The organism is Streptomyces sp. SL06, from assembly GCF_058244745.1.
In genome coordinates this window covers 4,755,923-4,781,844 of sequence record NZ_JBSYOT010000002.1, presented here as the reverse complement: position 1 = coordinate 4,781,844, position 25,922 = coordinate 4,755,923, and the positions used below count along the sequence as shown (strand labels likewise).

Sequence of the window (25,922 nt, the reverse complement as noted above, 5' to 3'; positions counted from 1 at the left end):
CGACATGAAACTCACCGTGGTCGGCGGCGGTTCGACCTACACGCCCGAACTGATCGACGGCTTCGCCCGGTTGCGGGACACGCTGCCGGTCGAGGAACTGGTCCTCGTCGATCCGGCGGCGGACCGGCTGGAGTTGGTGGGCGGCCTCGCCCGCCGCATCCTCGCCCGGCAGGGGCACGACGCCCGGATCGTCACCACCTCCGACCTGGACGCGGCCGTCGACGGCGCCGACGCCGTCCTGGTCCAACTGCGCATCGGCGGCCAGGCCGCCAGGCAGCAGGACGAGACCTGGCCCCTGGAGTGCGGCTGCGTCGGCCAGGAGACCACCGGCGCGGGCGGCCTCGCCAAGGCGCTGCGCACCGTGCCGGTGGTGCTGGACATCGCCGAACGGGTCCGCCGGGCCAACCCGGACGCCTGGATCATCGACTTCACCAACCCGGTCGGCATCGTCACCCGCGCCCTGCTCAGGGCCGGGCACCGGGCGGTCGGCCTGTGCAACGTGGCGATCGGGCTCCAGCGCAGGTTCGCCACCCTGCTCGGGGTGGCACCCGCCGACCTCCACCTCGACCACGTGGGCCTCAACCACCTCACCTGGGAGACCGCCGTCCGGCTCGGCGGCCCCGAGGGCAAGGACGTCCTGCCCCGGCTGCTGGCCGTGCACGGGCACGAGATCGCCGCCGGCCTCCGCCTGCCCAGGCCCCTCCTGGACCGGCTGGGCGTCGTCCCCTCCTACTACCTGCGCTACTACTACGCCCACGACGAGGTCGTGGAGGAACTGCGCACCAGGCCCTCGCGCGCCGCCGAGGTCGCCGACATGGAGCGGCGGCTGCTGGAGATGTACGGCGATCCCGCGCTGGACGAGAAACCGGCCCTGCTCGCCGAGCGGGGCGGCGCCTACTACTCGGAGGCGGCCGTGGACCTGGCCGCCGCCCTGCTCGGCGGCACCGGCTCCCCCTACCAGGTGGTGAACACCCTCAACCGGGGCACGCTGCCCTTCCTCCCCGACGACGCGGTGATCGAGGTGCAGGCCGCGGTGGGCGCCAAGGGCGCCGCTCCCCTGCCGGTGCCCGCCGTGGACCCGCTGTACGCGGGGCTCATGGCCAATGTGACGGCGTACGAGGACCTCGCGCTGGACGCGGCCCTGCGCGGCGGCCGGGACCGGGTGTTCCGGGCGCTGCTCGCCCACCCCCTGGTCGGCCACTACACGTACGCCGAGCGGCTCACCGACCGGCTGATCGCGCACAACCGGGAGCACCTGGCGTGGGCGTGACCGCGAGTCTCCTCGCCGTCGACGCGGGCAACAGCAAGACCGACGTGGCCGTGGTGGCGGCCGGCGGGGAGGTCCTCGCCACGGCTCGCGGCGGTGCCTTCAGGCCGCACGCGGTGGGCGTCGGGCGGGCCGTGGACGCCCTCGCGGAGCCGGTGACGCGGGCCTTCGCGCAGGCCGGCGTGACCGCCGTGGAGCATGTCTCGGCGTGCCTGGCCAACGCCGACCTGCCCGTGGAGGAGGAGCGGCTCGCCGCCGCGCTGCACGCGCGCGCGTGGGGCACGAGTGTGGACGTACGCAACGACACGTTCGCGATCCTGCGGGCCGGGGTGCGCGAACCGCTCGGTGTCGCCGTCGTCTGCGGGGCCGGCGTCAACTGCGTCGGCATGCGCCCCGACGGCCGCACCGCCCGCTTCCCCGCCGTCGGACGCCTCTCCGGCGACTGGGGCGGCGGCTGGGGGCTGGCCGAGGAGGCGCTGTGGCACGCGGCGCGGGCGGAGGACGGCCGGGGAGGGCCCACGGAGCTGGCCCGCGCCCTGCCGGCCCACTTCGGGCTCGACTCGATGTACGCCCTCATCGAGGCCCTGCACCTGCGGCACATCGAGCCGGCCCGGCGCCACGAGCTGACCCCCGTGCTGTTCGCCACGGCGGCGGACGGCGACCCGCTCGCCCGCTCGGTCGTCGACCGCCAGGCCGACGAGGTGGTGGCCATGGCCACGGTCGCGCTGGCCCGCCTCGGCCTGCTGGCCGAACCGGCGCCGGTCCTGCTGGGCGGCGGTGTGCTGGCGGCACGGCATCCGCAACTCGACGACCGGATACGGGAGCTGCTGGCGGCCCGCGCCCCCAGGGCCGTCCCGCGCGTGGTGACGGCCCGGCCCGTGCTGGGCGCGGTGCTGCTGGGCCTCGACCGGGCGGGGGCCGCTCCCGGGGCCCACGCGCGGGCGCGGGAGCACTTCGCCGTCTGAGACTCCGCCGGACGGGAGGGGCTGGAGGGGGCGGGCGCGGGGCGGGGGAACCGAACCGGTTCCGGTGGCGTATTCATGGGCAGGGGTGGTGCGGAACGCCGGGACGCATCAAGATCGGGTGAAGGCCGGTGCGAATGTCGGTGCGGGCAGCGATACTTGCGGCGACGGATGACCATGGGGGAGGTCAGCAGTGACTCAACCGCCGAAGAGCGGCGCGGCGCCGCCGCCGCGCACGGGTGCGTCCACCCTGCCCGCCGCGCCGCCGCAGCCCCCGCCGATGCCGCGGCAGCGCTCCGGCGGCGGCTCTCCCCTCGCGCCCGCCTCCCCGCCCGCGGCGCCCCGCCGTACCGCGTTCGCCGAGGGCGTGGACCGGCTGCGCGCGGCGGCGGTCACCGAACCGGGGCGGCTGCGCATCATCGGCGCGCTGCTCGCCGCGCTCGTCGTCGCCTTCGGCGCCGTCACCGCCTGGCAGATGAACGACCGGTCCGCGGCGGCCGACGACGTGCTCCACCGCAGCCAGCCGCTCAGCTCGGCCGCGGCCGACATCTACCGCTCCCTCGCCGAGGCCAACACCGCGGCCTCCAGCAACTTCCTGGCCGGCGGCCAGGAGACCAGGGACTCCCGCGACCGGTACGACAACGGCATCCGGACCGCCGCCGAGGGGCTCGTGAAGGCGGCCGCCAACTCGGACGCCGACTCACCGGCCGCGGCGACCATCGCCGAGCTGAACCGCCTGCTGCCCGAGTACAAGGGCCTGGTGGAGCGCGCCCGCACCTACAACCGGCAGGGCTTCCCGGTCGGCGGCGCCTATCTGCGCTACGCCAACGAGAAGATGCAGCAGGAGATGCTCCCGGCGGCCGAGGACCTCTACAAGCGGGAGAACCAGCGGCTGAACGCCGACTACGGCGACGCCAAGCCCTACCCCTGGGCGGCGATCACCCTCGGCCTCCTCGCCCTGGCCGCGCTGGCCTGGGCGCAGCACCGCAACTACCGGCGCACCAACCGCGTCCTGAACCACGGCCTGGTCGCCGCCACCGCCGCCACCGCGATCGTGCTGCTGTGGCTGGTCGTCGGACACGGCGTCGCCCGCTCGAACCTGACCGCCTCCTACGAGCACGGCGTGCGCTCCCTGAACGCGTTGAACGAGGCCCGCATCGCCTCCCTCAAGGCCCGGGGCAACGAGAACCTCACCCTGGTGTCCCGCGGCGCGGAGACCAAGACCGTCGGCGACAAGACGTACGACGCCTACGACTGGACCTTCGGGCAGAACATGAAGGCGCTCGGCGCGGGCCTGGCCGAGGCGGAGCGGCTCGCCGACGACGCGGCGGGCAGAGAGCCGGTCCAGGCGGCCAACGACAACATGGCCGAGTGGAAGAAGCGGCACGCGTCGGCCCGTGAGCAGGACGAGTACGGCAACTACCAGCAGGCGTTGAACCTGGTGATCGGCGGCGAGGGCGCCACGGTCGAGTGCTTCGACGGCGTCGACGACTCGCTCGCCCTCGCCATCGCCCACGAGGAGAAGGAATTCAAGCAGGCGGCGGGCGACGGCCTGGGCGCCCTGGGACATCTGCCGGAGGGTGCGGGCGTCCTCGCCGTGCTGGGCGCGGCCGGCGCGGTGCTGGGCATCGGCCGCAGGCTGTCGGAGTACCGGTGAAGCGGGGCGCGGACCCGGCGGGCCGGTGGGAAGGGGTGGCCGTGAAAGAGGGCTTGAGCACGTGTGCGCGGCGGTTGCGGACCGGCCTCAAGGGCTGGGGCGGAGTGGGGGCGATGGCGTTCGCCTGCGCCCTCGCGGTGCTCTTCGCCCTGCTCCTGCCCATGGTCCGCTCGCACGGCGCGGCCGGCGCGGGGACCACGGGCGGCCACGGCGCGGCGCACGGCAGCCAGGCGCGGGCCGCCCAGGAGTGCGCGGCACCGGAGAAGCAGACCCTCTCCCCGTCCGCGGCCGCCGGCCCCACCATCGAGGCCATCCAGAACCGCAAGGGCGAGAAGCGCAAGCTGATCGTCGGCGTCGACCAGAACAGCTACCGCTGGGGCTACCGGGACCCGAACCGCGGCGGTGACGCCGAACTGGAGGGCTTCGACATCGACCTGGCGCACCGCATAGCGCAGGACATCCTCGGCGACCCGAACGCCGTGCAGTTCAGGGCGATCCCCACCAACCAGCGCGAGCCCGCGATCCAGCAGGGCCGGGTCGACATGGTGGTGCGCACCATGACCATCACCTGCGACCGCCTGGACAAGGTCGCCTTCTCCGCCCCCTACTTCAGGACCGGCCAGCAACTGCTGGCCCCCAAGTCGTCCCCGATCACCGGCTACGACGGCACCCTGGCCGGCAAGAAGATCTGCACGGCGGCGGGTTCCACCGCGTTCAGCACGCTGAAGCGGGACCTGTCGGCCGGCCGGCCGGCCGCCGACGCCGATCTGAGCACCACCGTGCCCAACCAACTGGACTGCCTGGTACGGCTCCAGCTCGGCGAGGTCGACGCGGTCGTCACCGACGGCGCGCTCGCCGCGAGCCAGGCCGCGCAGGACCCGACGGTCGAACTGAAGGGCGAGGCCTTCACCACGGAGTACTACGGCGTGGCGATGAAGGACGACGCCGACGATCTGGTACGCCGGGTCAACCGGATACTTGAGGAGTGGCGCGCGGACAAGTCGGAGGGCTGGCAGCACTCGTACAAGGAGTGGCTGTCGAAGACCATGGGCGCCGACCCGGCGCAGTCCGAACCGCCGGCCCCGGAGTATCTGCGCACGAGCTGACCGAGAACCGCACCGCAGGCAAAGAGCACGCACAAGTCCGCGACAGCGAGAGGTGATCGATGGGCGACACGGGACCCACCGGGCCGGTGATGGACCGGGACGAGGTGGACCGTGCGCTGGCGCGGCTCGGCGCGGAGCACGAGGCCATCGAGACCTCGCTCCTCGCCCTCCAGGACCACGCGGGCCGCAGACTCCTCGAAGGCGCCGAACTCACGGGCGTCACCAGCGAGCGCTGGGCCGCCGCGGAGGCGTCGATCACGCTGCTGTGGACCTACTTCGACGCCTACGCGGGCGCGCTGCGCACGGCCCGGGAGATCCGCTCCCGGCGCCGCTGGTCCAGCCGCGAGGACCTGGCCGACCTGACGGAGCTGCTGCGCGGCGAGGCGGTCACCGTGGCCGGCGCCGCCGCCAACGCGCCGGCGCCGAACGGCGGTCCCGGCCGGCTCAGCGAGCGGTACTCGCTGGTGGCGCTGGTGGACCGGATGAACCAGCTCTACGCGGCCTCCCTCGACATGGTGGTCGCCGCCGACGCGGTGTGGTCGGCGCTGCCCGCCCGGATCGATCTGCTCGCCGCCGAACTCCAGCGCACCCGCCGCCTCGCGCACTCCGTGGGCGTGCGCCCCGGCGAGCACCCGGCCGGTGACGACCTGGAGCGCATCACACGCACCCTGACGAGGCTGCGCGAGCGGGTGGTGTCCGACCCGCTGGCCTTCTGGCTGCCCGCCGAGGGCAGTTCGGCACCGGGCGGCGGCCGGCCCGACACCACGGTGTACGACCGGGAGGCGCGCGCCCTTGAGGACGTGCGCCGCGAGATCGACGCCGTACTGGCCGTGCGCCAGGACGCCGAGCAGCGGATCGTGCGGCTGCGGGACGTGCTCTCGCGCGCGGACCGCACCCTGGCCGAGGCCCGCACCGCGCGCGGCGAGGTGCTCGCGAAGATCGCCGCCACGGAGGTACCGGTCGTCGGCGGGCCGCCGATCGTGCTCCAGGAGCAACTGGCCGCCGCCGCCGAGTACCGCAGGCACGCCCAGTGGCACCGGCTGTCCCCGCTGCTGGAGTCCCTTGAGGAGAAGGCCGAGGACGAACTGCTGCGCGCCCGCGAGTCATTGACGGCGGTCACCGCACCGCTCGCGGTCCGCGCCGAACTGCGCGGCCGGCTCGACGCGTACAAGGCCAAGGTGGCCCGCCTCGGCTTCGCCGAGGAACCCGAGCTGGTCGAGAAGTACGAGAAGGCGCGCCGCATGCTGTGGAGCGCGCCCTGCGACCTGCGCGTCGCCGAACAGGCCGTGCTGCGCTACCAGCACGCGGCGGTCGACCTGCTCGGCTCCGCCCGGCGCGTGCCCGGTCAGGGCGGGCCGGTGGACCGGACGGGGCCCGGCGCATGAGCGAGAAGGGGGAGGCAGCGTCATGAGTGAGGCACAGCAGACGTGTCAGCGTCCCGGCTGCGACGGCTCGTACGAGGACATGGGCGGCGGCGAGCTGTACTGCGACACGTGCGGTCTGGCGCCGGTCGTCGCCGCGGGCGGCATGATCGGTTCGACGCCGACCGGCGTCACCGGGGGCGGCCGGGGCTCGCGCGGTTCGACGGGCAGCGGCGGTTCACGCTCCGGCGCCCGCAGTTCGCGTACGTCGTCGCAGTCGTCCCGGTCGTCGCAGTCCCCCCAATCGTCCCAGTCGTCCCAGTCTTCGAAGTCTCGGCGCTCCGTGTCGGGCCGGCTCTCGCGGGCGGTGTCGGGCCGGTCGACGGGGCGTTCGGTGTCGGTGCGCAGCTCCGGTTCGAGCACCGGTTCCTCCGGGCGCGGGCGGCTGGGCGCCGGGCTCGTCGAGGTCCCGGCGGTCCCGCGGCCCGACCCGCGCGCGATGGTCATGGACCGTCCCGAGGTGCAGGAGCGGAAGCGGTTCTGCTCCCGTTCGGACTGCGGGGCGCCGGTCGGCCGGGGGCGCGGTGACCGGCCGGGCCGCACGGAGGGCTTCTGCACCAAGTGCGGCCACCCGTACTCGTTCGTGCCCAAGCTGACGGCCGGGGACGTCGTGCACGGCCAGTACGAGGTGGTGGGCTGCCTCGCGCACGGCGGGCTCGGCTGGATCTACCTCGCCGTCGACAAGGCGGTCTCCGACCGCTGGGTGGTCCTCAAGGGCCTGCTGGACACCGGCGACCAGGACGCGATGGAGGCGGCGATCTCCGAGCGGCGGTTCCTCGCCGAGATCGAGCACGCCAACATCGTGCGGATCTACAACTTCGTCGAGCACCTCGACCAGCGCACCGGCTCCCTCGACGGCTACATCGTCATGGAGTACGTCGGCGGCAAGTCGCTCAAGGAGATCGCCAACGCGCGGCGCTCCCCGGCGGGCAGACGCGACCCGCTGCCGGTCGAACAGGCCTGCGCGTACGGCATCGAGGCGCTGGAGGCGCTCGGTCATCTGCACAGCCGCAAGCTGCTGTACTGCGACTTCAAGGTCGACAACGCCATCCAGACCGAGGACCAGCTCAAGCTGATCGACATGGGCGCGGTGCGCCGGATGGACGACGACGAGTCGGCCATCTACGGCACGGTGGGCTACCAGGCGCCGGAGGTCGCCGACGTTGGCCCCTCGGTGGCCTCCGACCTCTACACGGTCGGGCGTACGCTCGCCGTGCTGACGTTCGACTTCCAGGGCTACACCAGCGTCTACGCCGACTCGCTGCCGGACCCCGACACGATCGACGTCTTCCGGCACTACGAGTCGTTCTACCGGCTGCTCGTGCGGGCCACCGACCCCGATCCGGCCCGCCGGTTCGCCTCCGCGCAGGAGATGGCGGAACAGCTCACGGGTGTGCTGCGCGAGGTGGTCTCCCTCCAGACCGGCCGCGCCCGGCCCGCCGTGTCCACGCTGTTCGGGCCCGAGGTCGGGGTGACGGACACCGAGTTGTTCCCACGGCTGGACGGGGAGGTCTCCCGGCTGGGCGCCCGCACGCCCAGGCCGGGACGCCGCCGCACCCCGGCCGGGCCGCCGCTCGGCACGGCACCGGCCCCCGCCCTGCCGAGCGGCACCGGCGCGGCGATCGGAGCACCGGGCGGCACGGGGACGGCGGTCGGTACGTCCGGCGGGGCGTACGGCGGCGCGGGCGTCGGGGCGCGCGGCGGGGTCGGGGTCGGCTCGGCCGGTGGGGCGGGCGGTCCGGTGGCGGGGGCCGTGGGCGCGGGCGGCGGTCTCGGCGGTGCGGGCGGGGGTTTCGGGCTGGTGAAGTCGGCCGACGCGGCCACCGCGGCGCTCGCCCTGCCGGTCCCCCGGGTCGACGCCGCCGACCCCAACGCGGGTTTCCTGGCCGGCCTCATGGCCTCCGCGCCGGCCGAGCTGCTGACCGCGCTGGCCGCCGCGCCCGCGCCGTCCACCGAGACCCGGCTGCGGCAGATCCGGGCCCGGCTGGAGAACGGCGACGCGCCCGGCGCGCTGGAGGCGCTGGAAACCCTGGAGGGCGAGCACCCCGACGACTGGCGGGTGGTCTGGTACCGCGGTCTGGCCGGGCTGGTGACCGGCGACCACGAGGGCGCCGCGCTGGCCTTCGACGCGATCTACGACGCCTTCCCCGGCGAAATCGCGCCCAAGCTGGCACTCGGCCTGTGCGCGGAGGTGCTGGGCCAGCTCGACAACGCCGCCGAGTACTACCGCCTGGTGTGGTCGTCCGACCCTAGCCATGTCAGCGCGGCGTTCGGGCTGGCCCGGGTCCAGCTCGCCGGCGGCGACCGCACCGGTGCCGTACGGACGCTGGAGTCGGTGCCGGAGTCGTCGATCCACTGCACGGCCGCGCGCGTGGCGGCGGTACGGGCGCGGCTGCGGCAGCGCACGGCGGCCGCGGGCGACCTGGTGTTCCTGGACGATCTGAGCGCCGCCGCGCGGCAGGTCGAGGCGCTGGACGTGTACGGTCTGGATCCCGCGCGGCGCGAGCAGTTGTCGGCCGAGGTCCTCGGCTGCGCGCTGGACTGGGTACTCTCCGGAGGACGGGGTTCCGTCCCTTCCGCCGCCGGGGGACGGACGCTGCTCGACAGCGGCCTGGACGAACGGGGCCTGCGCTTCGGCCTGGAGCGTTCGTACCGCACGCTGGCCCGCCTGGCGCGGGACGGCGAGGAGAGGATCGACCTGGTGGAACGTGCCAACCGTTACCGCCCCCGGACGTGGGTGTAGTTGATGTCGCAGAAGCCCCAGCAGGCCGCTGTGTCGAAGTGCCCGAGCTGCGCGGAACCCGTCGAGTCGGGCGACCGCTTCTGCGGTGCCTGCGGACACGACCTGTCCGCCGTGCCCGCGCGGCCCGCGGACAACCCGACGATCGCGATCAACGGCGCGGTGCCCGCCCGGACACCCGCGTCGCACGGTGTGGACTGGCCGGCGGCCCGGGACTCGGACGGCCACGGCCGTCCCGCCCCGGTGCACGCGGCGGCCGAGGTCCCGGGCACCGACTCGGGCGGCTCCCCGCTGCCGCCGCCCGCACCGCCGGCGGAGTCGACCGCGCCCGGGGTGCGCTTCGACCGCCCGAGCGAGCCCGACGAGTACCCGCTCCAGGCCCCCGACCCGCGGCCGACCGCCGAACCGGCGGCACCGGCCGCCGGTGACAAGGTGTGCGTGGCCTGCCGCGCCGGCCGGGTCGACGGCGACGGCTACTGCGAGAACTGCGGACACGCCCAGCCCCGCGAACGCGACCACATGGAGCAGGAGTCCGGCCCCGTCGCCGCGGTCAGCGACCGCGGTCTGCGCCACCACCGCAACGAGGACGCGTTCAGCGTCGGCTGCACCGCGCTGCCCGACGGCGCCCCCGCGAGCGTGGCGATCGTCTGCGACGGCGTGTCCTCCGCGACCCGCCCCGACGACGCCTCGCTGGCCGCGTCCCGGGCGGCCGGCGCGTCGCTGCTCGCCGCCCTGCCCCGCGGCACCCACCCCCAGCAGGCCATGCACGACGCGATCCTGGCCGCCTCGCACGCCGTCAACGCGCTGGCGGACGAGCCCGCCACCGCCCTCGAACAGGCCCCGCACCAGAACGCGCCCGCCTGCACCCTGGTCGGCGCCGTCGTCACCGCCGGTCTCCTGGTCGTCGGCTGGGTCGGCGACAGCCGCGTCTACTGGGTGCCGCTCGACCGCGCCACCCCGCCCGCCCGGCTCACCGAGGACGACTCGTGGGCCGCGCAGATGGTCGCCGCCGGTCTGATGAGCGAGGCCGAGGCGTACGCCGACGAGCGCGCCCACGCGATCACCGGCTGGCTGGGCGCGGACGCCTACGAACTGGAGCCGCACACCGCGTCGTTCAAACCGGACCGCCCCGGTGTGGTCGTGGTCTGCACGGACGGCCTGTGGAACTACGCGGAGTCCGCCGAGGAGATGGCCGAGGCCATGCCCCTGGACGCCGCCGCGCGCCCCCTGCACGGCGCCCGCGTTCTGGTCGGCCACGCCCTGGACGGCGGGGGCCACGACAACGTAACAGTGGCCCTCCTGCCGTTCCCCGCCCCGCCCCAGGGGGCAGGATCGGCCTGAGAGGCCGCGCCGTGGCCCGGCACGTCAAGTCCGGCCGGCACGACAGGCCCGGCACATACGGCGAGTACGCGCACGGGACGGCCTCGCGGGCCGCAGGGGGCGGTCCGCGCCAGTAGCCAACACACCCCACCAGCGTGGGGACGTAAAGGGGGATGCGACCCGGCATGGCCAATTTCTCGAAGTCGAACGTGCCGCAGTTCGCGGTGGACGTTTACCAGAACGAGTACCTGCCCGAGGGCGGCCGCGAGGTCAACGCCATCGTGACGGTCACCGCGACCGGCGGCGGCACCATCGGGAGCGCGGCCGCCGCGCCCCATCTGTACTCACCGGGCGAGGGCCCGTCCGCGGCCGTGGCGCTCATGGTCGACTGCTCGGGCTCGATGGACTACCCGCCGACCAAGATGCGCAACGCCCGCGACGCGACGGCCGCCGCGATCGACACCCTGCGCGACGGGGTGCACTTCGCGGTGATCGGCGGCACCCACGTGGCCAAGGAGGTCTATCCGGGCGGCGGCCGGCTCGCGGTCGCCGACGCCACCACCCGGGAGCAGGCCAAGCGGGCGCTGCGCACACTGAGCGCGGGCGGCGGCACCGCCATCGGCACCTGGCTGCGGCTGGCCGACCGGCTGCTGTCCTCCGCGGACGTCGCGATCCGGCACGGCATCCTGCTCACCGACGGCCGCAACGAGCACGAGTCGCCGCAGGACCTCAGAGCGGCGCTCGACGCCTGCGCCGGGCGGTTCACCTGTGACGCCCGGGGCGTGGGCACCGACTGGGAAGTGAAAGAAGTCACAGGGATCGCCTCCGCCCTGCTCGGCACCGCCGACATCGTCGCCGATCCGGCGGGCCTCGCCGCCGACTTCACGCAGATGATGGAGACGGCCATGGGCAAGGAGGTCGCGGACGTCGCCCTGCGCCTGTGGACCCCGGTCGGCACCACCGTGCGGTTCGTCAAGCAGGTCGCTCCCACCGTCGAGGAACTGACCGGGCGCCGCACCGAGGCGGGTCCGCGGGCCGGGGACTACCCCACCGGTTCCTGGGGCGACGAGTCCCGGGACTACCACGTCTGCGTGGAGGTACCGGCCGCGGACCTGGGCCAGGAGATGCTGGCCGCCCGCGTCTCGCTGGTCATCCCGGAGCCCGGGGGCAGCGTCCAGAACCTCGGCGCGCAGGGTCTGGTGCGGGCCGTGTGGACGGACGACATGACCGCCTCCACGTCGATCAACCCGCAAGTCGCCCACTACACCGGGCAGGCCGAACTGGCACAAGCCATCCAGCAAGGGCTCGATCTGCGCAAAGCGGGAGACATCGACGGAGCAACGGCCAAACTGGGCCGGGCGGTTCAGCTCGCCGGAGTCTCCGGAAACGCGGATACGGCGAAACTGCTTGCGAAGGTGGTGGACGTGGTGGACGCGGCGGCGGGTACTGTGCGACTGAAAGCGAAGGTCGAGGAGGCCGACGAGATGACTCTCGAGACCCGGTCCACAAAGACTGTTCGTGTAAAGAAGTGACGCAGGACAACACACGCGACACGCCGCAAGAGAGGGAAGCTCCGACATGCCGACCTGCCCGAACGGACACCAGTCGGGTTCCGACGACTGGTGCGAGGTCTGCGGTCACCGCATGGCCGGTGCCGTGCCGCCCCCTCCGCCGCCGCCCCCACCGGGCGGCTACGGCTTCCCGCCGCCCGCCGGTCCTGGTGCCGAGCCGCAGTTGTGTCCGCAGTGCCGCACGCCGCGTGAGGGCGGTGCCCCGTTCTGCGAGGAGTGCCGGTGGAACTTCCTCACCAACACCGCCACCTCGTACACCCCGGCCGCCCCGCGCCCGCAGGCTCCCGGTCCGGCGCCGCACTACCAGCAGCCGCCGGCCGGGCCGTCGTACGGCGGCGGTGACGGGTACGACTACCAGGGCTCCCGCCCGTCCCAGATGAACCGCCCCGCCGAACCGATCCCGCCCGGCCAGCCCTTCGGCGGCGACCCGTCGGGCCGCGGTGGTCCGGGCCAGGGCGGACAGGGCGGTCCCGGCGGGCAGGGCGGCTTCGGAGGTCCGGGCGGTCCCCCCGGCCCCTTCAGCCCCGGAGGGCCTGGCGGTCCCGGAGGACCCGGCGGTCCGAACGGGCCCCATGGCCCCCACCACCCGCAGGGCCCCGGCGGTCCGAACGGCCCCTCCGGTCCGCCGGCCCCGCCCGGTTTCGGCGGCGACCCGTCGCGGCCGGTTCCGCCGCCGCCCGGCCCCGGTGGGCAGGGGGGCGCCCCGCAGGCGTACCAGTCGGGTCCGCCCGCGCCGCCCGCGTACCCGCGGGAGACCAACCGCCCGCAGCAGGGCGGCCCGTCCTTCGGCGGCGGTGACGACGACTGGGTGCTCTCCCCGCCGTCCTCCGGGCAGGGCGGTCCCGGTCCGGCCCAGGGCGGCTACGGCTATCCGCAGCCCGGCGCCACCCAGGCCCCGCCCGGCCACGGCTTCCCGCAGCAGCAGTCCCAGCAGCCCCAGCAGTCGATGAACTGGTCGGCGACGATCGGTCCGGACCGCGAGTACTTCATGGCGATGATGCAGCGCTCCGGCCCCGAGGCCGCGGGCCTGAACCTGCCCGCGTACTCGCCCGAGCAGCAGCGCGCGCTCACCGGCAACCAGATCACCATCGGCCGCCGCAGGCACTCCACCGGCGACACCCCCGACATCGATCTGGCGGTGCCGCCGGAGGACCCGGGCGTCTCGCACCAGCACGCGGTGCTGGTGCAGCAGCCGGACGGCAGCTGGGCGGTCGTCGACCAGAACTCGACGAACGGCACGACGGTCAACGGCGGCGAGGAGCCGATCCAGCCCTTCGTGCCGGTGCCGCTCCAGGACGGCGACCGGGTGCACGTCGGTGCCTGGACGACGATCACGATCCACCGGGGATGACCGGGCGGTGCCCGTCAGCCCGTGCCCGTCAGCCCGTCAGCCCGTCAGAGGAAGGGCCAGGCGTAGGGGCCCCCGGGGTCGTCCAGCCACGCCCAGGCCCGCTCGCCGCTGACGGTGATGCCGTAGCGCTCGCGGCGCGGGGCGTCCTCGCGCTGCCACAGCGCATACGCCTCCTGCGGGTCGAGGCTGCCCCGGCTCAGCGCCAGCAGAAAGCGGAACAGGTCGTCCTCCCGGGCCCGGCGCGGCACTCCGCCGAGGCCCGGGGTCTCCGGCTCGCAGCGGTCCGCGCCGCGCAGCGGCACGAAGTACGCGGGCGTGTGCAGGAACCGGCCCTCGGCGTGCTCGGCGTCGCGCACGGTCAGGACGACGAGCCCGGTGGCGAGGGGCGTCAGGATCCGGCCCCCGGGGCGGCACTGGGCCGGCCAGGCGCGCGGCACCGAGGGCAGCGCGCAGGTGGCGAGGATCCGGTCGTAGGGGGCGCGCTCGGGCACACCGCGGGCACCGTCGCCGGTGACGACGGCGGGGTGGTATCCGGCCTCGGCCAGGTGCCGGCGGGCCGACTCGGTGATCTCGGGGTCCAGGTCGACGGTGGTGACCAGGTCGTCGTCGCCGAGCCGGTGGGCGAGCAGGGCGGCGTTGTAGCCGGTGCCGGCGCCGATCTCCAGGACCCGGTCGCCGTCCCGCACGTCCAGTTCCACCAGCATCATCGCCATCAGCGACGGCTGGCTGCTGGAGGAGAGCAGTTCGCCGTCGCGCAGCCGGGTCGCCAGCGGGGCGTCGGCGTACGCGCCGCGCACCCAGCGCTCACGGGCCTCCCGGTCGGGATCCTCGCCCCACCGGCGCTCGTAGCCGCCCCGGACGCCGACGTAGTAGTACGGCACGAACAGATGGCGCGGAACCGTCTCGAACGCCTCCCGCCACACCGGGTCGGCCGCCCAGGCACCGCTCAACTCGATCTCCCGCGCCAGCTCCGCCCGCGCGGAGACGGCGAGGCTGTCCAGGTCCGGGTGCTCGCCCATGTCTCCACAGTACGGGCCCGGCGGCGGTACGGGCCGGTACCGGGGCCCCAGGTCTTGAGTCCTACGCCCACGCGTCTGAGACCATGGACGACGTGAATGAGATTCGGCGCGGCACGCTTCAGGAGCAGACCTTCTACGAGCAGGTCGGCGGGGAGGAGACCTTCCGCCGACTCGTCCACCGTTTCTACCAGGGGGTGGCCGAGGATCCGGTCCTGCGGCCGATGTACCCGGAGGAGGACCTGGGCCCGGCCGAGGAGCGGTTCACGCTCTTCCTGATGCAGTACTGGGGCGGTCCGACGACGTACGGCGAGCAGCGCGGCCACCCGCGGCTGCGGATGCGGCACGTCCCCTTCGTGGTCGACCGGGCGGCGCACGACGCCTGGCTGAAGCACATGCGGGTCGCCCTGGACGAGCTGGGCCTCTCCGAGGAGCACGAGCAGACGCTGTGGAAGTACCTGACGTACGCGGCGGCCTCGATGATCAACACACCGGGCTGACCCCCGGGTCGACCGGGCGCGCGGTGAGCGCGTCCCGGGCGGCCGGCGCTGCTCGCGGGCGGGTCAGCGCACGCTGAGGCCCAGGGCCCCGGCGGCTCCCGCCCGGCGCAGGGCGACGGAGCCGTAGGGCGTGCGCAGCCGCAGCCACGCGCCCGAGGAGAACAGCCCCGGCGTGTCCTCGCCGAGCGCCGCCGGGGAGCGCAGGAAGCCCAGGGACTGGGCCGCGTGCACGGCCCGCACCGGCAGCCCCGTCTCCCCGACCGTCCGGGACCAGATGTCGCGGCCGATGCGGTCCAGCTCGGCGCGGGTGCGCCGCTCGGGCGTCAGTTCCCCGGTGCGGGAGCGGAACTCCGCCACCGCGGCGGCGACCAGCGCGCGCAGGGCGTCCGGGGCCGGCAGTCCCGGCTCGGGCCGCCAGCCGCCGCGCGGGGGCAGCACCCCGGCCCACGGGGGCCCGGTCACCGTGTCCGGAACACCCGCGGTCGCGGCCGGCTCGTCCACCGTCTCCGCAAGCTCACCTGCGGACACGGTCACGTCCAGCGCGACATCGAGCCCGTTCTCGTACGGCTTGGCCAGGCGCACCGCGCGCACCGCCAGCACCTCGAAGGAGGGCGGCCGGCCGAAGACGGCGAGCGCCGTGCCGGCCCCCTGCACCCGCACCGCCGCCGCACGGTCGTAGTGGAGCAGGCGGGAGAGGAAGGCCACGAGATCCGCGGCCTCCCCCTCGTCGGCGAGGTGGAGCACCGTCATGCGGCGACGGCCCCCTCCTTGTCGTCCGTGTACTCCCGCAGGAACTCCCGTTCCTCCGCGGTGATCCGGCGCGGCGTCTGCTTCTCGAAGTCGAACGGCACGATCACCGTCGAGGCGCGGACGTAGACCTGGTCGCCGTCCTTGACCTCGTAGGAGAGCGTGAAGGAGGCGGCCCTTATCTCCGTCACCCACAGCTCGATGTCGACCGGGTGGTGCCGGTGGACGAGCTGCCGTTTGTAGTCGATCTCGTGGCGCGCCACCACCGACCCCTGCTTGAAGTCCTTGTCCGGGCGGAACAGGAAGTCGATACGGGCCTCCTCCAGGTATCGGAGGAAGACCACGTTGTTGACGTGGCCGTACGCGTCCATGTCCGCCCAGCGCAGTGGGCAGCGGTAGATGTGCCGCAAGGTCAGCCTCGGGTCAGCTTCTTGTAGGTGGCGCGGTGCGGGCGGGCGGCGTCGGGGCCGAGCCGCTCGATCTTGTTCTTCTCGTACGACTCGAAGTTGCCCTCGAACCAGAACCACTTGGCGTCGCCCTCGTAGGCGAGGATGTGGGTGGCGACCCGGTCGAGGAACCACCGGTCGTGGGAGACGACCACGGCGCACCCGGGGAACTCGAGCAGGGCGTTCTCGAGGCTGCTGAGGGTCTCGACGTCGAGGTCGTTGGTCGGCTCGTCGAGGAGGAGCAGGTTGCCGCCCTGCTTGAGGGTGAGCGCGAGGTTGAGCCGGTTGCGCTCACCGCCGGACAGGACGCCGGCCGGCTTCTGCTGGTCCGGTCCCTTGAAGCCGAAGGCGGAGACGTACGCCCGCGAGGGCATCTCGACCTGGCCCACGTTGATGTAGTCCAGCTCGTCGCTCACGACGGCCCAGAGGGTCTTCTTGGGGTCGATGTTCTCGCGGCTCTGGTCGACGTAGGAGATCTTGACGGTGTCGCCGACCTTGATGGAACCGGAGTCCGGCTCCTCGAAGCCCTGGATCATCTTGAAGAGCGTGGTCTTGCCGGCGCCGTTCGGGCCGATCACACCGACGATGCCGTTGCGCGGCAGCGTGAAGCTCAGGTCTTCGATGAGGACCTTGTCCCCGAAGCCCTTGCTGAGGTTGTTGACCTCGACGACCACGCTGCCCAGGCGCGGACCCGGCGGGATCTGGATCTCCTCGAAGTCCAGCTTCCGCATCTTGTCGGCCTCGGCCGCCATCTCCTCGTAGCGGGCCAGCCGCGCCTTGGACTTGGCCTGCCTGCCCTTCGCGTTGGAGCGCACCCACTCCAGCTCGTCCTTGAGGCGCTTCTGCCGCTTGGCGTCCTTGGCACCCTCGACCTTGAGGCGGGTGGCCTTGGTCTCCAGGTACTTGGAGTAGTTGCCCTCGTAGCCGTGCAGCCGGCCGCGGTCGACCTCGCAGATCCACCCGGCCACATTGTCCAGGAAGTACCGGTCGTGGGTCACGGCCACGACCGTGCCCTCGTACTTGGCGAGGTGCTGCTCCAGCCAGTTGACCGACTCGGCGTCGAGGTGGTTGGTGGGCTCGTCGAGCAGCAGCAGGTCGGGGGCTTCGAGCAGCAGCTTGCACAGCGCCACGCGCCGCTTCTCACCACCGGAGAGGTTCACCACGGGCCAGTCGCCGGGCGGGCAGCCCAGCGCGTCCATGGCCTGCTCCAGCTGGGCGTCGAGGTCCCAGGCGTTGGCGTGGTCCAGCTCCTCCTGAAGCTTGCCCATCTCGTCGAGCAGCGCGTCCGAGTAGTCGGTCGCCATCTGCTCGGCGATCTCGTTGAACCGGTCGAGCTTGCCCTTGACCTCGGAGACACCCTCCTGGACGTTCTCCAGGACGGTCTTGTCCTCGTTCAGCGGGGGCTCCTGGAGCAGGATGCCGACCGTGTAGCCCGGCGACAGGTACGCGTCACCGTTGGACGGCTGCTCCAGCCCCGCCATGATCTTCAGAACGGTCGACTTGCCGGCGCCGTTCGGCCCGACCACACCGATCTTCGCGCCGGGCAGGAAGCTCAGGGTGACATCATCGAGGATCACCTTGTCGCCGTGCGCTTTGCGCGCCTTGCGCATGGTGTAAATGTACTCAGCCAAGAGAAACCGTCCGGCAGCTTGATCAGGCAGTGGGCAGATACACCCCATCTTGCCGCACCGCCACCCCTGGAAGGAAACCAGTGCCGGGGGGCCGCCGCTCCGGGCGCCGGAGCGTGGGCACGCAGGGCTATCCGGTGCCTACTGTTCGTTCTTCCTGCGCAGGAGGAGCAGGACCGCGCCGCCGATCATGACCAGGCCGATGGCCGTGCCGCCGATCAGGGGGGTCGCGTTCGAGCTGCCGGTGTCGGCGAGGTTGGGGTTCGTGGCCGGGGGGACGACCGGGGTCGGGGCGGGTTCGCCGAGGGTGTGGGTGTCGTCGGACGCGGCGCTGAGGGTCACGCAGTCGAGGACGCCGGTGAAGCGCTGCTCGAAGCCGGCCGGGCCGCGGATGGTGAAGTCGTAGGCCCGGTCCTCGGGCAGCGGGACCGTCACCGTCCGGGTCTCGCCGGGGGCGATGGAGTACTCGGTGTCCAGCAGCTCGAAGGTGAACGCCTCGTCGCCCTTGTTGGCGGTGGTGATGTCCAGGGCGCCCTCGGCGCAGTTCTTCCGCGCGGACAGGGCGGGTATCGCTCCCCGGGCGGCCCAGGTGGCGGTCGCCGTCGCCGCGACCGTGGACTCGCTGGAGCCGGCCAGGATCTGGGTCTGGCTGCGGCTCTCGGAGGCGAAGGCACGGCCGACCGGCACCGTGGTGGACGCCTGGACGGTCAGCCCGGTGGTGCCGGCCTCCGCGTCCTCGGGCACGTCGAAGAAGACCTGGGTGCCGTTGGTCACCGAGGTGACGGGGGCGCCCTTCTCGTCGACGATCTGCACCCCGCTGGTGGCGGAGTCCGCCGGGGGCGCCACCGTCGCGCCGCCGGCGTTGGTGCGGACGGTCACCGGGCCGAGCCGTTCACCGGGGCGGCCCGAGACCGCGGGCGGGTCCAGGGTGAGCGAGGCCGCGGGCTCCGCGAGGTCGCGGGCGTTCTTCTGCAGGTAGTCGGCGAGCCGCTCGGCCTGGGGGCGGGCGGCCTCGACGTCCACGTCGTCCGAGTAGCGCCAGATGGCCACCTGTGTGCCGACCGCCGCGTCCTGCTCGGTCAGCCCGCCGCGCACTCCCGCCTTCTTCGCGAGCGCGGCGAGGTCGTTGACCTGGGGGTAGGAGTTCTCCAGGATCCAGCGGACCCGGCCGGCGTCCTTGTTGACGCCGAGCGACGTGCCGCTCCACGGCGTCTCGTAGTACTTGGCGTCCTTCTGCGTCGGGTTCTGGATGTCGACGCAGTACGTCTGCAGCATGCCGCCGCCCTCGACGGACATCTCGAACAGGCCGGCCTGGACCTCCTGGTCGCCGTCCTCCCCGTGGACGATCGCGGTGCCGTGCGTCTTGAGGGCGCCTATCGTGGCCGTCGCCCCGCCCTGGTCCCGCGCCACCTCCTGGGCGGCGGCCGGGCCCGCGGCGGTCACCACACCGGCGGCGGCGAGCGCGGACGCCAGCACCGCGGCGGCCAGACGCGCCGTCCCCCGACCGGAACGTGACGGCGCGGCGAGCGAAGAAGTGAGCGAAGAAAGCACCAAATTCCCCTTCGAGCAGGACCCGTTGGCTTGGGGGGAAGGGTCCCACCAGCAGAATCAGCAGCCCCTGGGGGCTCGTTCGGCATCCTAAAGACATGACGGACCACGCTTGCCGGGGATGTTCGCCCCTGCGGTGATCCGACTCGGAATCGTTATCGCCGACAGCGTCCGTGAGCTGGGCTTATCGACAAATCCACCCGCGTTTACCCGGGCGCATTCGCCTATAAGCCGTACTTCGGGCAGTTCCGATGGATCGGTGATCCGGCGTATTCAGCGGACCCAGTGGATTCCGGCTTCGGCGGCATCGGCCGGCAGGTGGTTCGGCGGTGTCAGGCCACCGCGGCGGCTTCCGGCCGCTGTTGGGGGGCCGGGTCGGCCGGCTCCCCCGCCGGGGTCTCCCAGTTGGGCTCCGGCTGCGGTGGGGAGGCCGACGCCTCCGCCCTGCCGGTCCGGCGGAACGCCGCAGTGCCGCGTGCGAGGTCGTGGCCGATGGCCACCGCGTCGATGTCCGCCGAGGTCCAGTTCTGCCCCTCGCGCACGTCCGTGCGCACCTTCAACCGGCCCTGGACGACGACGGGGTCGCCCACCGTCAACGACGCCGCGGCGTTGGTGGCGAGCTGCCGGTTGGCCCACACCGTGAAGAAGTTGGTGTGGCCGTCCGTCCAGGTGCCCTTCTCCCGGTCCCAGTACCGCGCGGTGACCGCCAGCCGGAACCGGGCCGACGGCCCGTTCACCAGGTCCCGGAACACCGGCTGCGTGGCCACGTTGCCCACGGCGCAGATCATCGTCTCGTTCATCGCGAGTCCTCCCTCCCGTACGGGTCTGTCCCGTACGGCCGCGAAGCCAGACTGCCTCCTTCCGAGCCGCCCCGCAGAGGGCTGTGGACCGGCCCCGGGCCTGTGGAAAACTCCGCCACTCCTGCGGGTGGGGTCTCCGTCCGGGGTCCCCGTCCGGGGTCCCCGTCCGGGGTCCCCGTCCCTACCGCGCCGCGGCCCCTACCCCCGTGACCCGCCCGTACTGCTCCCGCACTTCCCGGTACCGCAGCAGTTCCGCCGCCAGCGGATCCAGCACTCTGGCCCGGCCGCATCCGGCGGCCGCCTCCCGCAACAGGCGTTCCGCCTCGTGGCCGTAGCGCCTGGCCGGTCCGCGTGCCGCCAGGCGGCAGCTCCACTCGATGAGGGGGCCGCCGACGATGCCGGCCACCATCAGCAGCACCGGCACACCGAGGTTCGGCGACATGAAGCCGATGATCTGGCCCAGCAGCCACAGGCCGCCCACCACCTGGAGCAGGGTCATGGACGCCTGGGCCAGCACGGCAACCGGCCACCACCCCGGCCGCGGCGGACGCCCCGGCGGCTGCCCCGTGCGCACCGCCAGTTCGTCCAGGGCCTCGGGGAGTCCCTGGGCGCCCCGGACGGCCGCCTCGCGCATCGCCTGCGCCCACGGCGCGGGCAGTCCGGCCGACGCCCGGTCGGCCACCGTACGCACCGCCTGTTCGACGCGCTGACGGGCCGTGGCCTCCTCGTCCGCCTGGGCGCGCGCGGAGAGCCGGCCCGTGGCGGGTCCGCGCCGGTCGTGGTACCAGCGCCACAGTCGCAGCCAGGGTGTGCCGCACGCGCGGTTGGCGTTGCGCAGCCACGCGCGTTCGGCCGCCTCGCCCGCCGCGGTGGCGCCCACCGCGTCCGCGAGCCGGTCCGCGAACTCGTCCCGCGCCTCCTCGCTGAGCCCGGAACTGCGCCCGGTGACGTACACGGGCCGCAGTTGCCGGGCGGCGGCGTCCACGTCGGCCGAGATACGGCGTGCCGGGGCGTGCCGTTCGGCGACGAACTGGCCGAGCACCTCGCGCAGTTCGCCGATGCCCTCCCCGGTGAGCGCGGACAGGGCGAGCACGGTGGCGCCGGGTTCGTCGTACTCCCCCAGGGCGATGCCGTCCTCGTCGAGCAGGCGGCGCAGGTCGTCGAGGACCTGTTCGGCGGCCTCGCCGGGCAGCCGGTCGACCTGGTTGAGGACGACGAAGGTGACCTCCGCGTGGCCCGCCATCGGCCGCAGATAGCGCTCGTGGAGCACGGCGTCGGCGTACTTCTCCGGGTCGACGACCCAGATGACGGCGTCGACCAGGGCCAGGATGCGGTCCACCTGTTCGCGGTGCTGCACGGCCGCCGAGTCGTGGTCGGGCAGGTCGATCAGGACCAGCCCGCGCAGCGGCGATTCGGCGTCCGGGTGCTGGAGCGGGCGGCGGCGCAGCCGGCCGGGGATGCCGAGCCGGTCCAGGAGGCTGGCCGCGCCGTCGCTCCAACTGCACGCGATGGGGGCCGCGGTGGTCGGCCGGCGTACGCCGGTCTCGGAGATCGTCACCCCGGCGAGCGTGTTGAACAGCTGCGACTTGCCGCTGCCGGTCGCGCCGGCGATGGCGACGACGGTGTGCTGCCCGGAGAGCCTGCGCCGCGCGGCGGCCTCGTCGAGGACCCGGCCCGCCTCGGCCAGGGTGTCGCCGTCGAGCCGGGTGCGGGAGAGCCCGACCAGCTCGCGCAGCGCGTCGAGCCGCGACCTGAGATGTCCGTCGTACGCCAGCGGCATCAGGGCGGTCGAGGAGGCGGCGGGCCTGCTGGGCAGTACGGCGTACTGCTCCGCCGCGCCGTTCTCGTCCACCCGCCGCGCGATCAGCCCGTCGCCCCAGGCGCCTTCCCCGTCCCTGCCACCCGTACGCTCGTCCCTGCCACCCGTACGCTCCCGGGCCGCCCCACGCTCCTTGGGCTCCACGGGCGCCTGGGACCCCCGGTGTCCCCCTCGCTGCGTACGTCCTTCACGCTCGTCCCCCCTGCTCCCGTCCCGGTCCGCGTCCCCTTCCCGGCGGGACGCCCCCGCGTCCTCCACGCGCGCGTGGGAGCCGTTTACGCGCGCGCTCCCGCGCTCCCTCGGGCGTGTCTCCTGCCCGGCGTCCGTGGCGGCGGCGTCCTTCGCCCCGGGGGCCTCCTCCCCGGCGGAACGCCCCGCCCGGTCCGCCCGGTCCGTCCGGCGCTCCTCCTCCGGCGGGTCGTCGGTGTGCTCGGTGGGGTCCTGGTCAGTGACGGCGGTCACCGGTCACCTCTCCTTCTGCAGTACGGACAGCGCGGCGATGAGTTCGGCCTGTGGCTCGGGGTTGACCTCCAGCCCGTCGAGCGGCGCCAGCCGGCGTTCGCGCTCGACGTGCATGACCCGGTCGACGTGTTCCTCGAGCAGCCGCCCGCCCCGGTCGCGCAGCCTCAGCGCGCCGTGGGCGCCGATCCGTTCGGCGAGCCGCTCCCCGGCGACACGCGCCCGGCGCCCGCCCAGCAGCACGGTGGCGACCAGGCCGGCGACCGTCCCGGGGTCCGGCGCCATGCTCCGGTCCAGCTCGCGCACCTCCTCCTCGGCGTATTCCTCCAGCTCGCGCCGCCACCGCCGTACGGCCATCCCGATACGGTGCTCGGCGCTCTCCGGGACGGTGTCGGGGGCGGCGAGTTCGGGGGCGCCCGCCGCCGGTTCGCGCCGCCAGGCCTCGTCGACGCGTTCGTCGGCGGCGGTGACGGCGCACAGCAGCAGGGTGCTCAGGCTCTCCACCAGCGAGTCGAGGAGTTCCTCGGGGGAGCAGTCGAGCGGGAAGGCCCGCCAGCGCTTCAGCGCGTCCCCGGCGAGTACGGCGCCCGCCTGCAAACGACCCTGCACGCGCGCGTGCTCGCCGTCGTACGCGGCGTCGACGGCGGCGGTGAGCCGCAGCGCGGCGGCGTACTGGGCGGCGGTGGCGCCGGCCAGCTCGGGCATCCGGGACTTGAGGGATTCCAGGATGCCGTGCGCCGTACGGGCCATGGTGTGGTGCCGGGCCTCGAAGTCCTGTGCCCGGTGGGCGAGCCAGGCCCGCAGCGGCGCCACGGCGGTGGCCGGCAGCAGGCCGCCGCCCCAGGCCGACTCGGGCAGTTCGGGCACGGTGAAGCGGGGTACGTCGCCGAGCCCGGCCTTGGTGAGGAGGGCCCCGTACTGCCGCGAGACCTCCGACACCACCTGGTGGGGCACCCGGTCGAGCACGGTGACCAGGGTGGCGTCGTACTCCTTGGCGGTGCGCAGCAGATGCCAGGGCACCGCGTCGGCGTACCGGGCGGCGGTGGTGACCATCACCCAGATGTCGGCGGCGCAGATCAGCTCGGCGGCCAGGACGCGGTTGTCGGCGACGAGGGAGTCAACGTCGGGGGCGTCCAGGAGGGCGATGCCGGGCGGCAGGGTGTCGGCGGTCTCGACGCGCAGCACGCGCGCGGGGTTCTCACCCGGCAGGAGCAGGTCGTCGTCGGGTTCCCGGTGGGGCACCCACACGCGCGTGAGGTCGGGCAGCACCCGCATGCCGCTGAACCAGTGGTGGTCCTCCGGATGACACACCAGCACCGGCGTCCGGGTGGTGGGCCGCAGCACGCCCGCCTCGCTGATCCGGCGCCCCACGAGGGAGTTCACCAGGGTGGACTTCCCGGCGCCGGTGGAGCCGCCCACCACGGCCAGCAGCGGCGCTTCGGGGTCTTTCAGCCGGGGCACCAGGTAGTCGTCGAGCTGCGCGAGCAGTTCGTCGCGGTTGGCACGCGCGCGTGGAGCCCCCGACAGGGGCAACGGGAAGCGTGCGGCCGCGACACGGTCGCGCAGGGCGGAGAGTGCGTCGAGCAGCTGAGGCCGTACGTCCAAGGTCACCACATGGGAAGAATGCCCAATTTTAGGGGAATTCTGAAGCATATGGGCATGTCTGCGCGCCGACCAGACACTCCGGGCGCAAGGGACTACTGGGACGCGAGGGCAGTCCAGGCATAACGAGTGCACAACACCCGATGCGCGAGGCACCAAAAGCGATGCACGATTCGTACCTGCCTGCGATTATCAGGACCGCTTCACCGAACCTCCACATCGAGCCACGGAGGTGAAGCGTCAGGGACATGGAGTCGGGAGCCCTATCCTTGTTCCCGGCAGCGTCACGGATCGGCCCACACCGGGCACCACGACCGAGGCCACCACACCAGGCCCCCGTAGCTCAGTGGATAGAGCAGGCGCCTTCTAAGCGCTTGGCCGCAGGTTCGAGTCCTGCCGGGGGCGCTTCGCAACCTCTCACCTGCGGAAACGCGTGAGGGGTTCTTTCATGTCCGGATGCGCATCATCCCAAGAGCAAGCGCGCAGCACCACGTAGCACCATGTAGCACATATTCGCTATCGTGGTCGTCATGACAGCGCAGCCCGAGATCACTCAGCGCGATCTACGCACTCGCTCCAAAGAGATCATGGACGCCGTCCAAGGCGGACAGGCCTTCACGGTCACTCGTGACGGGCATCATGTGGGCGAGCTTGTCCCGCTGCGGCGCCGTCGCCGTTTCGTCCCCCGCGCCGAGTTCGCGGCCATGTCGCGCACCGCACCCGACATCTCCCTGGACGCCTTCCGTGACGACCAGGACGACGCCGTCGAGCAGGATTTGGACGACCCGTATGGCCGTTGAGCACGAGCAGGGTCTGCTCGACACGAACATCATGATCCTGCGCAGGTGGATCAACGCCGACGAACTGCCCGCCGAGGTGGCCATCGCCGCCATCACCCTCGCCGAACTCTCCGCGGGCCCCCACCAGGTACGCGGTAGCAATGAGCAGAGCGACTACGACGATCATGCCGAACGAGCCCGCCGCATGGACGTCTTGCAGCGCGCAGAGAACGAATTCGACCCCATCCCCTTCGACGTGGAGGCGGCCCGCTTCTACGGCAGAATCTGCGCCGCCGTCGTCTCCGCAGGTCGCAAACCCCGCCGGCGCGTGGCCGACCTGATGATCGCGGCTGTCGCGGCCGCCGAAGAACTCCCCCTCTTCACCACCAACCCCGACGACTTCAAGGGCCTCGAAAACTTGATCACCATCGTGCCGGTCACGCGCCCCAAGATCCTGCACGACCGGTAGCACACGCCCGAGCAGGTTCGCCGCGCCGTCTGTTGCACCGCTCGCAATGACCGCTCGTACTCCAGCCGTATTTCGTGATCTCGACGGTGAGGGCGCCGAGGAGTCGGACGGCCGGTGTCGATCATCCGGCCAAGATCGACCACACCGCGGAAGGGCCTTGTCCGCCTACGCGAGTTCACCGGGACATGCGGAGGGCATCCTCGATCTCGCCGAGCTTCGCGGAGGGCAGAACGGCTGCCCGCTCGATCAGGTCGTCCCGGGACATGGTGGTCAGCCACGTGCAGGGGGTGAAGCCTGGACGCGGGAACGCGAACCGCAGTACGCCCTCAAAAGGCAGCCCTTCCACGGCGCCTACGTGCACTTCGACGCCCAGACCGCTGATGTCGACGCCCGCCGGCGCGACGACCTGCATCGCCCGGATCCCGGACGCGTCGTCCGCCGACAGCAGTACGACCAGCCGCCGCTCGTCGAACTCGACCCACCAGACTTCGCCACGCTGCAAGTGTCCTCCTGTCCAGGACGGCAGACGAACACCGATCATGCGGTGGCCGCAGGCCCCAGCGTAGGCCCTGCCCGCCGGCAGGAGGCGTTCGAGGGATGTTGAGCCGGATCGCAGGCCGGTTCACGCGAGTCGAACCCCGGTGCAGGGCCGGACGGTTGGTGCTCCGGCTGCCAGTCGGACCCGCCGCGTGAGAACTGCTGAACCATCGCCGA

21 protein-coding genes and 1 tRNA gene are annotated in these 25,922 nt (G+C 73.2%); 13 read left to right on the top strand and 9 right to left on the bottom strand.

The annotated features are described in order from the left end of the window. Positions 1-4: 4 nt before the first annotated feature. The 9 genes from AC4IHM_RS21885 (at position 5) to AC4IHM_RS21845 (ending at position 13,395) form a co-directional block, all read left to right on the top strand. Entirely contained in the window at positions 5-1,270 is a 1,266-nt protein-coding gene (locus AC4IHM_RS21885) for a 6-phospho-beta-glucosidase (protein WP_490868703.1), read from the top strand. Next, positions 1,261-2,232, top strand: coding sequence for an N-acetylglucosamine kinase (locus tag AC4IHM_RS21880; RefSeq protein ID WP_490868702.1), 972 nt, complete (start codon positions 1,261-1,263; stop codon positions 2,230-2,232). Before AC4IHM_RS21885 ends, AC4IHM_RS21880 begins: the two co-directional genes overlap by 10 nt. Before the next feature lie 190 nt (positions 2,233-2,422). Further along, positions 2,423-3,886 (top strand): GlnX family signal transduction membrane protein, encoded by a 1,464-nt coding sequence (locus tag AC4IHM_RS21875; protein WP_490868701.1) that lies wholly within the window; start codon positions 2,423-2,425, stop codon positions 3,884-3,886. A gap of 113 nt (positions 3,887-3,999) precedes the next feature. Then, positions 4,000-4,992: a glutamate ABC transporter substrate-binding protein gene (locus tag AC4IHM_RS21870; RefSeq protein WP_490870895.1), complete on the top strand. Its 993-nt coding sequence runs from the start codon at positions 4,000-4,002 to the stop codon at positions 4,990-4,992. A gap of 59 nt (positions 4,993-5,051) precedes the next feature. Continuing rightward, positions 5,052-6,377, top strand: coding sequence for a coiled-coil domain-containing protein (locus tag AC4IHM_RS21865; RefSeq protein ID WP_490868700.1), 1,326 nt, complete (start codon positions 5,052-5,054; stop codon positions 6,375-6,377). A 22-nt stretch (positions 6,378-6,399) separates the two neighbouring features. Further along, the gene (locus AC4IHM_RS21860) at positions 6,400-9,156 is read left to right on the top strand and encodes a serine/threonine-protein kinase (RefSeq protein ID WP_490868699.1); all 2,757 of its coding nucleotides are present in this window, start codon (positions 6,400-6,402) and stop codon (positions 9,154-9,156) included. A gap of 3 nt (positions 9,157-9,159) precedes the next feature. Next, on the top strand, positions 9,160-10,494 hold the full coding sequence (locus AC4IHM_RS21855) for a PP2C family protein-serine/threonine phosphatase (RefSeq protein WP_490868698.1): 1,335 nt from the start codon (positions 9,160-9,162) through the stop codon (positions 10,492-10,494). A 164-nt stretch (positions 10,495-10,658) separates the two neighbouring features. Further along, entirely contained in the window at positions 10,659-12,005 is a 1,347-nt protein-coding gene (locus AC4IHM_RS21850) for a vWA domain-containing protein (protein ID WP_490868697.1), read from the top strand. Positions 12,006-12,051: 46 nt separating this feature from the next. Continuing rightward, positions 12,052-13,395, top strand: coding sequence for an FHA domain-containing protein (locus tag AC4IHM_RS21845; RefSeq protein WP_490868696.1), 1,344 nt, complete (start codon positions 12,052-12,054; stop codon positions 13,393-13,395). A 44-nt stretch (positions 13,396-13,439) separates the two neighbouring features. Here AC4IHM_RS21845 and AC4IHM_RS21840 read toward each other — a convergent pair whose 3' ends face one another. Further along, complete coding sequence (locus AC4IHM_RS21840; RefSeq protein WP_490868695.1) at positions 13,440-14,414, bottom strand: methyltransferase domain-containing protein; 975 nt, start codon at positions 14,412-14,414, stop codon at positions 13,440-13,442. Between the two features lie 83 nt (positions 14,415-14,497). On the opposite strand from AC4IHM_RS21840, the gene AC4IHM_RS21835 reads away from it, so the two are divergent. Continuing rightward, positions 14,498-14,911, top strand: coding sequence for a globin (locus AC4IHM_RS21835; RefSeq protein ID WP_490868694.1), 414 nt, complete (start codon positions 14,498-14,500; stop codon positions 14,909-14,911). 63 nt (positions 14,912-14,974) lie between these two features. Here AC4IHM_RS21835 and AC4IHM_RS21830 read toward each other — a convergent pair whose 3' ends face one another. The 7 genes from AC4IHM_RS21830 to AC4IHM_RS21800 all read right to left on the bottom strand — a co-directional run bounded on the left by AC4IHM_RS21830 (position 14,975) and on the right by AC4IHM_RS21800 (position 23,972). Continuing rightward, positions 14,975-15,661 carry a DUF8185 domain-containing protein gene (locus AC4IHM_RS21830; RefSeq protein WP_490868693.1) on the bottom strand — a complete coding sequence of 229 codons (687 nt, stop codon included), beginning with the start codon at positions 15,659-15,661 and terminating at the stop codon, positions 14,975-14,977. Then, complete coding sequence (locus AC4IHM_RS21825; protein WP_490868692.1) at positions 15,658-16,068, bottom strand: acyl-CoA thioesterase; 411 nt, start codon at positions 16,066-16,068, stop codon at positions 15,658-15,660. Before AC4IHM_RS21825 ends, AC4IHM_RS21830 begins: the two co-directional genes overlap by 4 nt. A gap of 2 nt (positions 16,069-16,070) precedes the next feature. Further along, a complete protein-coding gene (ettA, locus tag AC4IHM_RS21820; protein ID WP_490868691.1) occupies positions 16,071-17,735 on the bottom strand; it encodes an energy-dependent translational throttle protein EttA in 1,665 nt (554 codons plus the stop codon). A gap of 138 nt (positions 17,736-17,873) precedes the next feature. Next, a complete protein-coding gene (locus AC4IHM_RS21815) occupies positions 17,874-19,283 on the bottom strand; it encodes a Cys-Gln thioester bond-forming surface protein (protein WP_490868690.1) in 1,410 nt (469 codons plus the stop codon). Between the two features lie 329 nt (positions 19,284-19,612). After that, positions 19,613-20,080, bottom strand: a complete 468-nt coding sequence (locus AC4IHM_RS21810; RefSeq protein WP_490868689.1) for a single-stranded DNA-binding protein — start codon at positions 20,078-20,080, stop codon at positions 19,613-19,615. Positions 20,081-20,261: 181 nt separating this feature from the next. Continuing rightward, on the bottom strand, positions 20,262-22,361 hold the full coding sequence (locus AC4IHM_RS21805) for a YfjP family GTPase (protein ID WP_490868688.1): 2,100 nt from the start codon (positions 22,359-22,361) through the stop codon (positions 20,262-20,264). A 3-nt stretch (positions 22,362-22,364) separates the two neighbouring features. Continuing rightward, a complete protein-coding gene (locus AC4IHM_RS21800) occupies positions 22,365-23,972 on the bottom strand; it encodes a dynamin family protein (protein WP_490868687.1) in 1,608 nt (535 codons plus the stop codon). A gap of 320 nt (positions 23,973-24,292) precedes the next feature. Between AC4IHM_RS21800 and AC4IHM_RS21795 the strand changes: the two genes are divergently transcribed. The 3 genes from AC4IHM_RS21795 (at position 24,293) to AC4IHM_RS21785 (ending at position 25,208) form a co-directional block, all read left to right on the top strand. Beyond that, positions 24,293-24,365: transfer RNA gene (locus AC4IHM_RS21795), tRNA-Arg, on the top strand. 125 nt (positions 24,366-24,490) lie between these two features. Further along, positions 24,491-24,760: a prevent-host-death protein gene (locus AC4IHM_RS21790; protein ID WP_490868686.1), complete on the top strand. Its 270-nt coding sequence runs from the start codon at positions 24,491-24,493 to the stop codon at positions 24,758-24,760. Continuing rightward, complete coding sequence (locus tag AC4IHM_RS21785) at positions 24,750-25,208, top strand: type II toxin-antitoxin system VapC family toxin (RefSeq protein ID WP_490868685.1); 459 nt, start codon at positions 24,750-24,752, stop codon at positions 25,206-25,208. The genes AC4IHM_RS21790 and AC4IHM_RS21785 overlap by 11 nt, the downstream gene beginning before the upstream one ends. Before the next feature lie 175 nt (positions 25,209-25,383). On the opposite strand, the gene AC4IHM_RS21780 is transcribed toward AC4IHM_RS21785, so the two are convergent. After that, a complete protein-coding gene (locus tag AC4IHM_RS21780; protein ID WP_490868684.1) occupies positions 25,384-25,710 on the bottom strand; it encodes a type II toxin-antitoxin system PemK/MazF family toxin in 327 nt (108 codons plus the stop codon). Positions 25,711-25,922 lie beyond the last annotated feature (212 nt).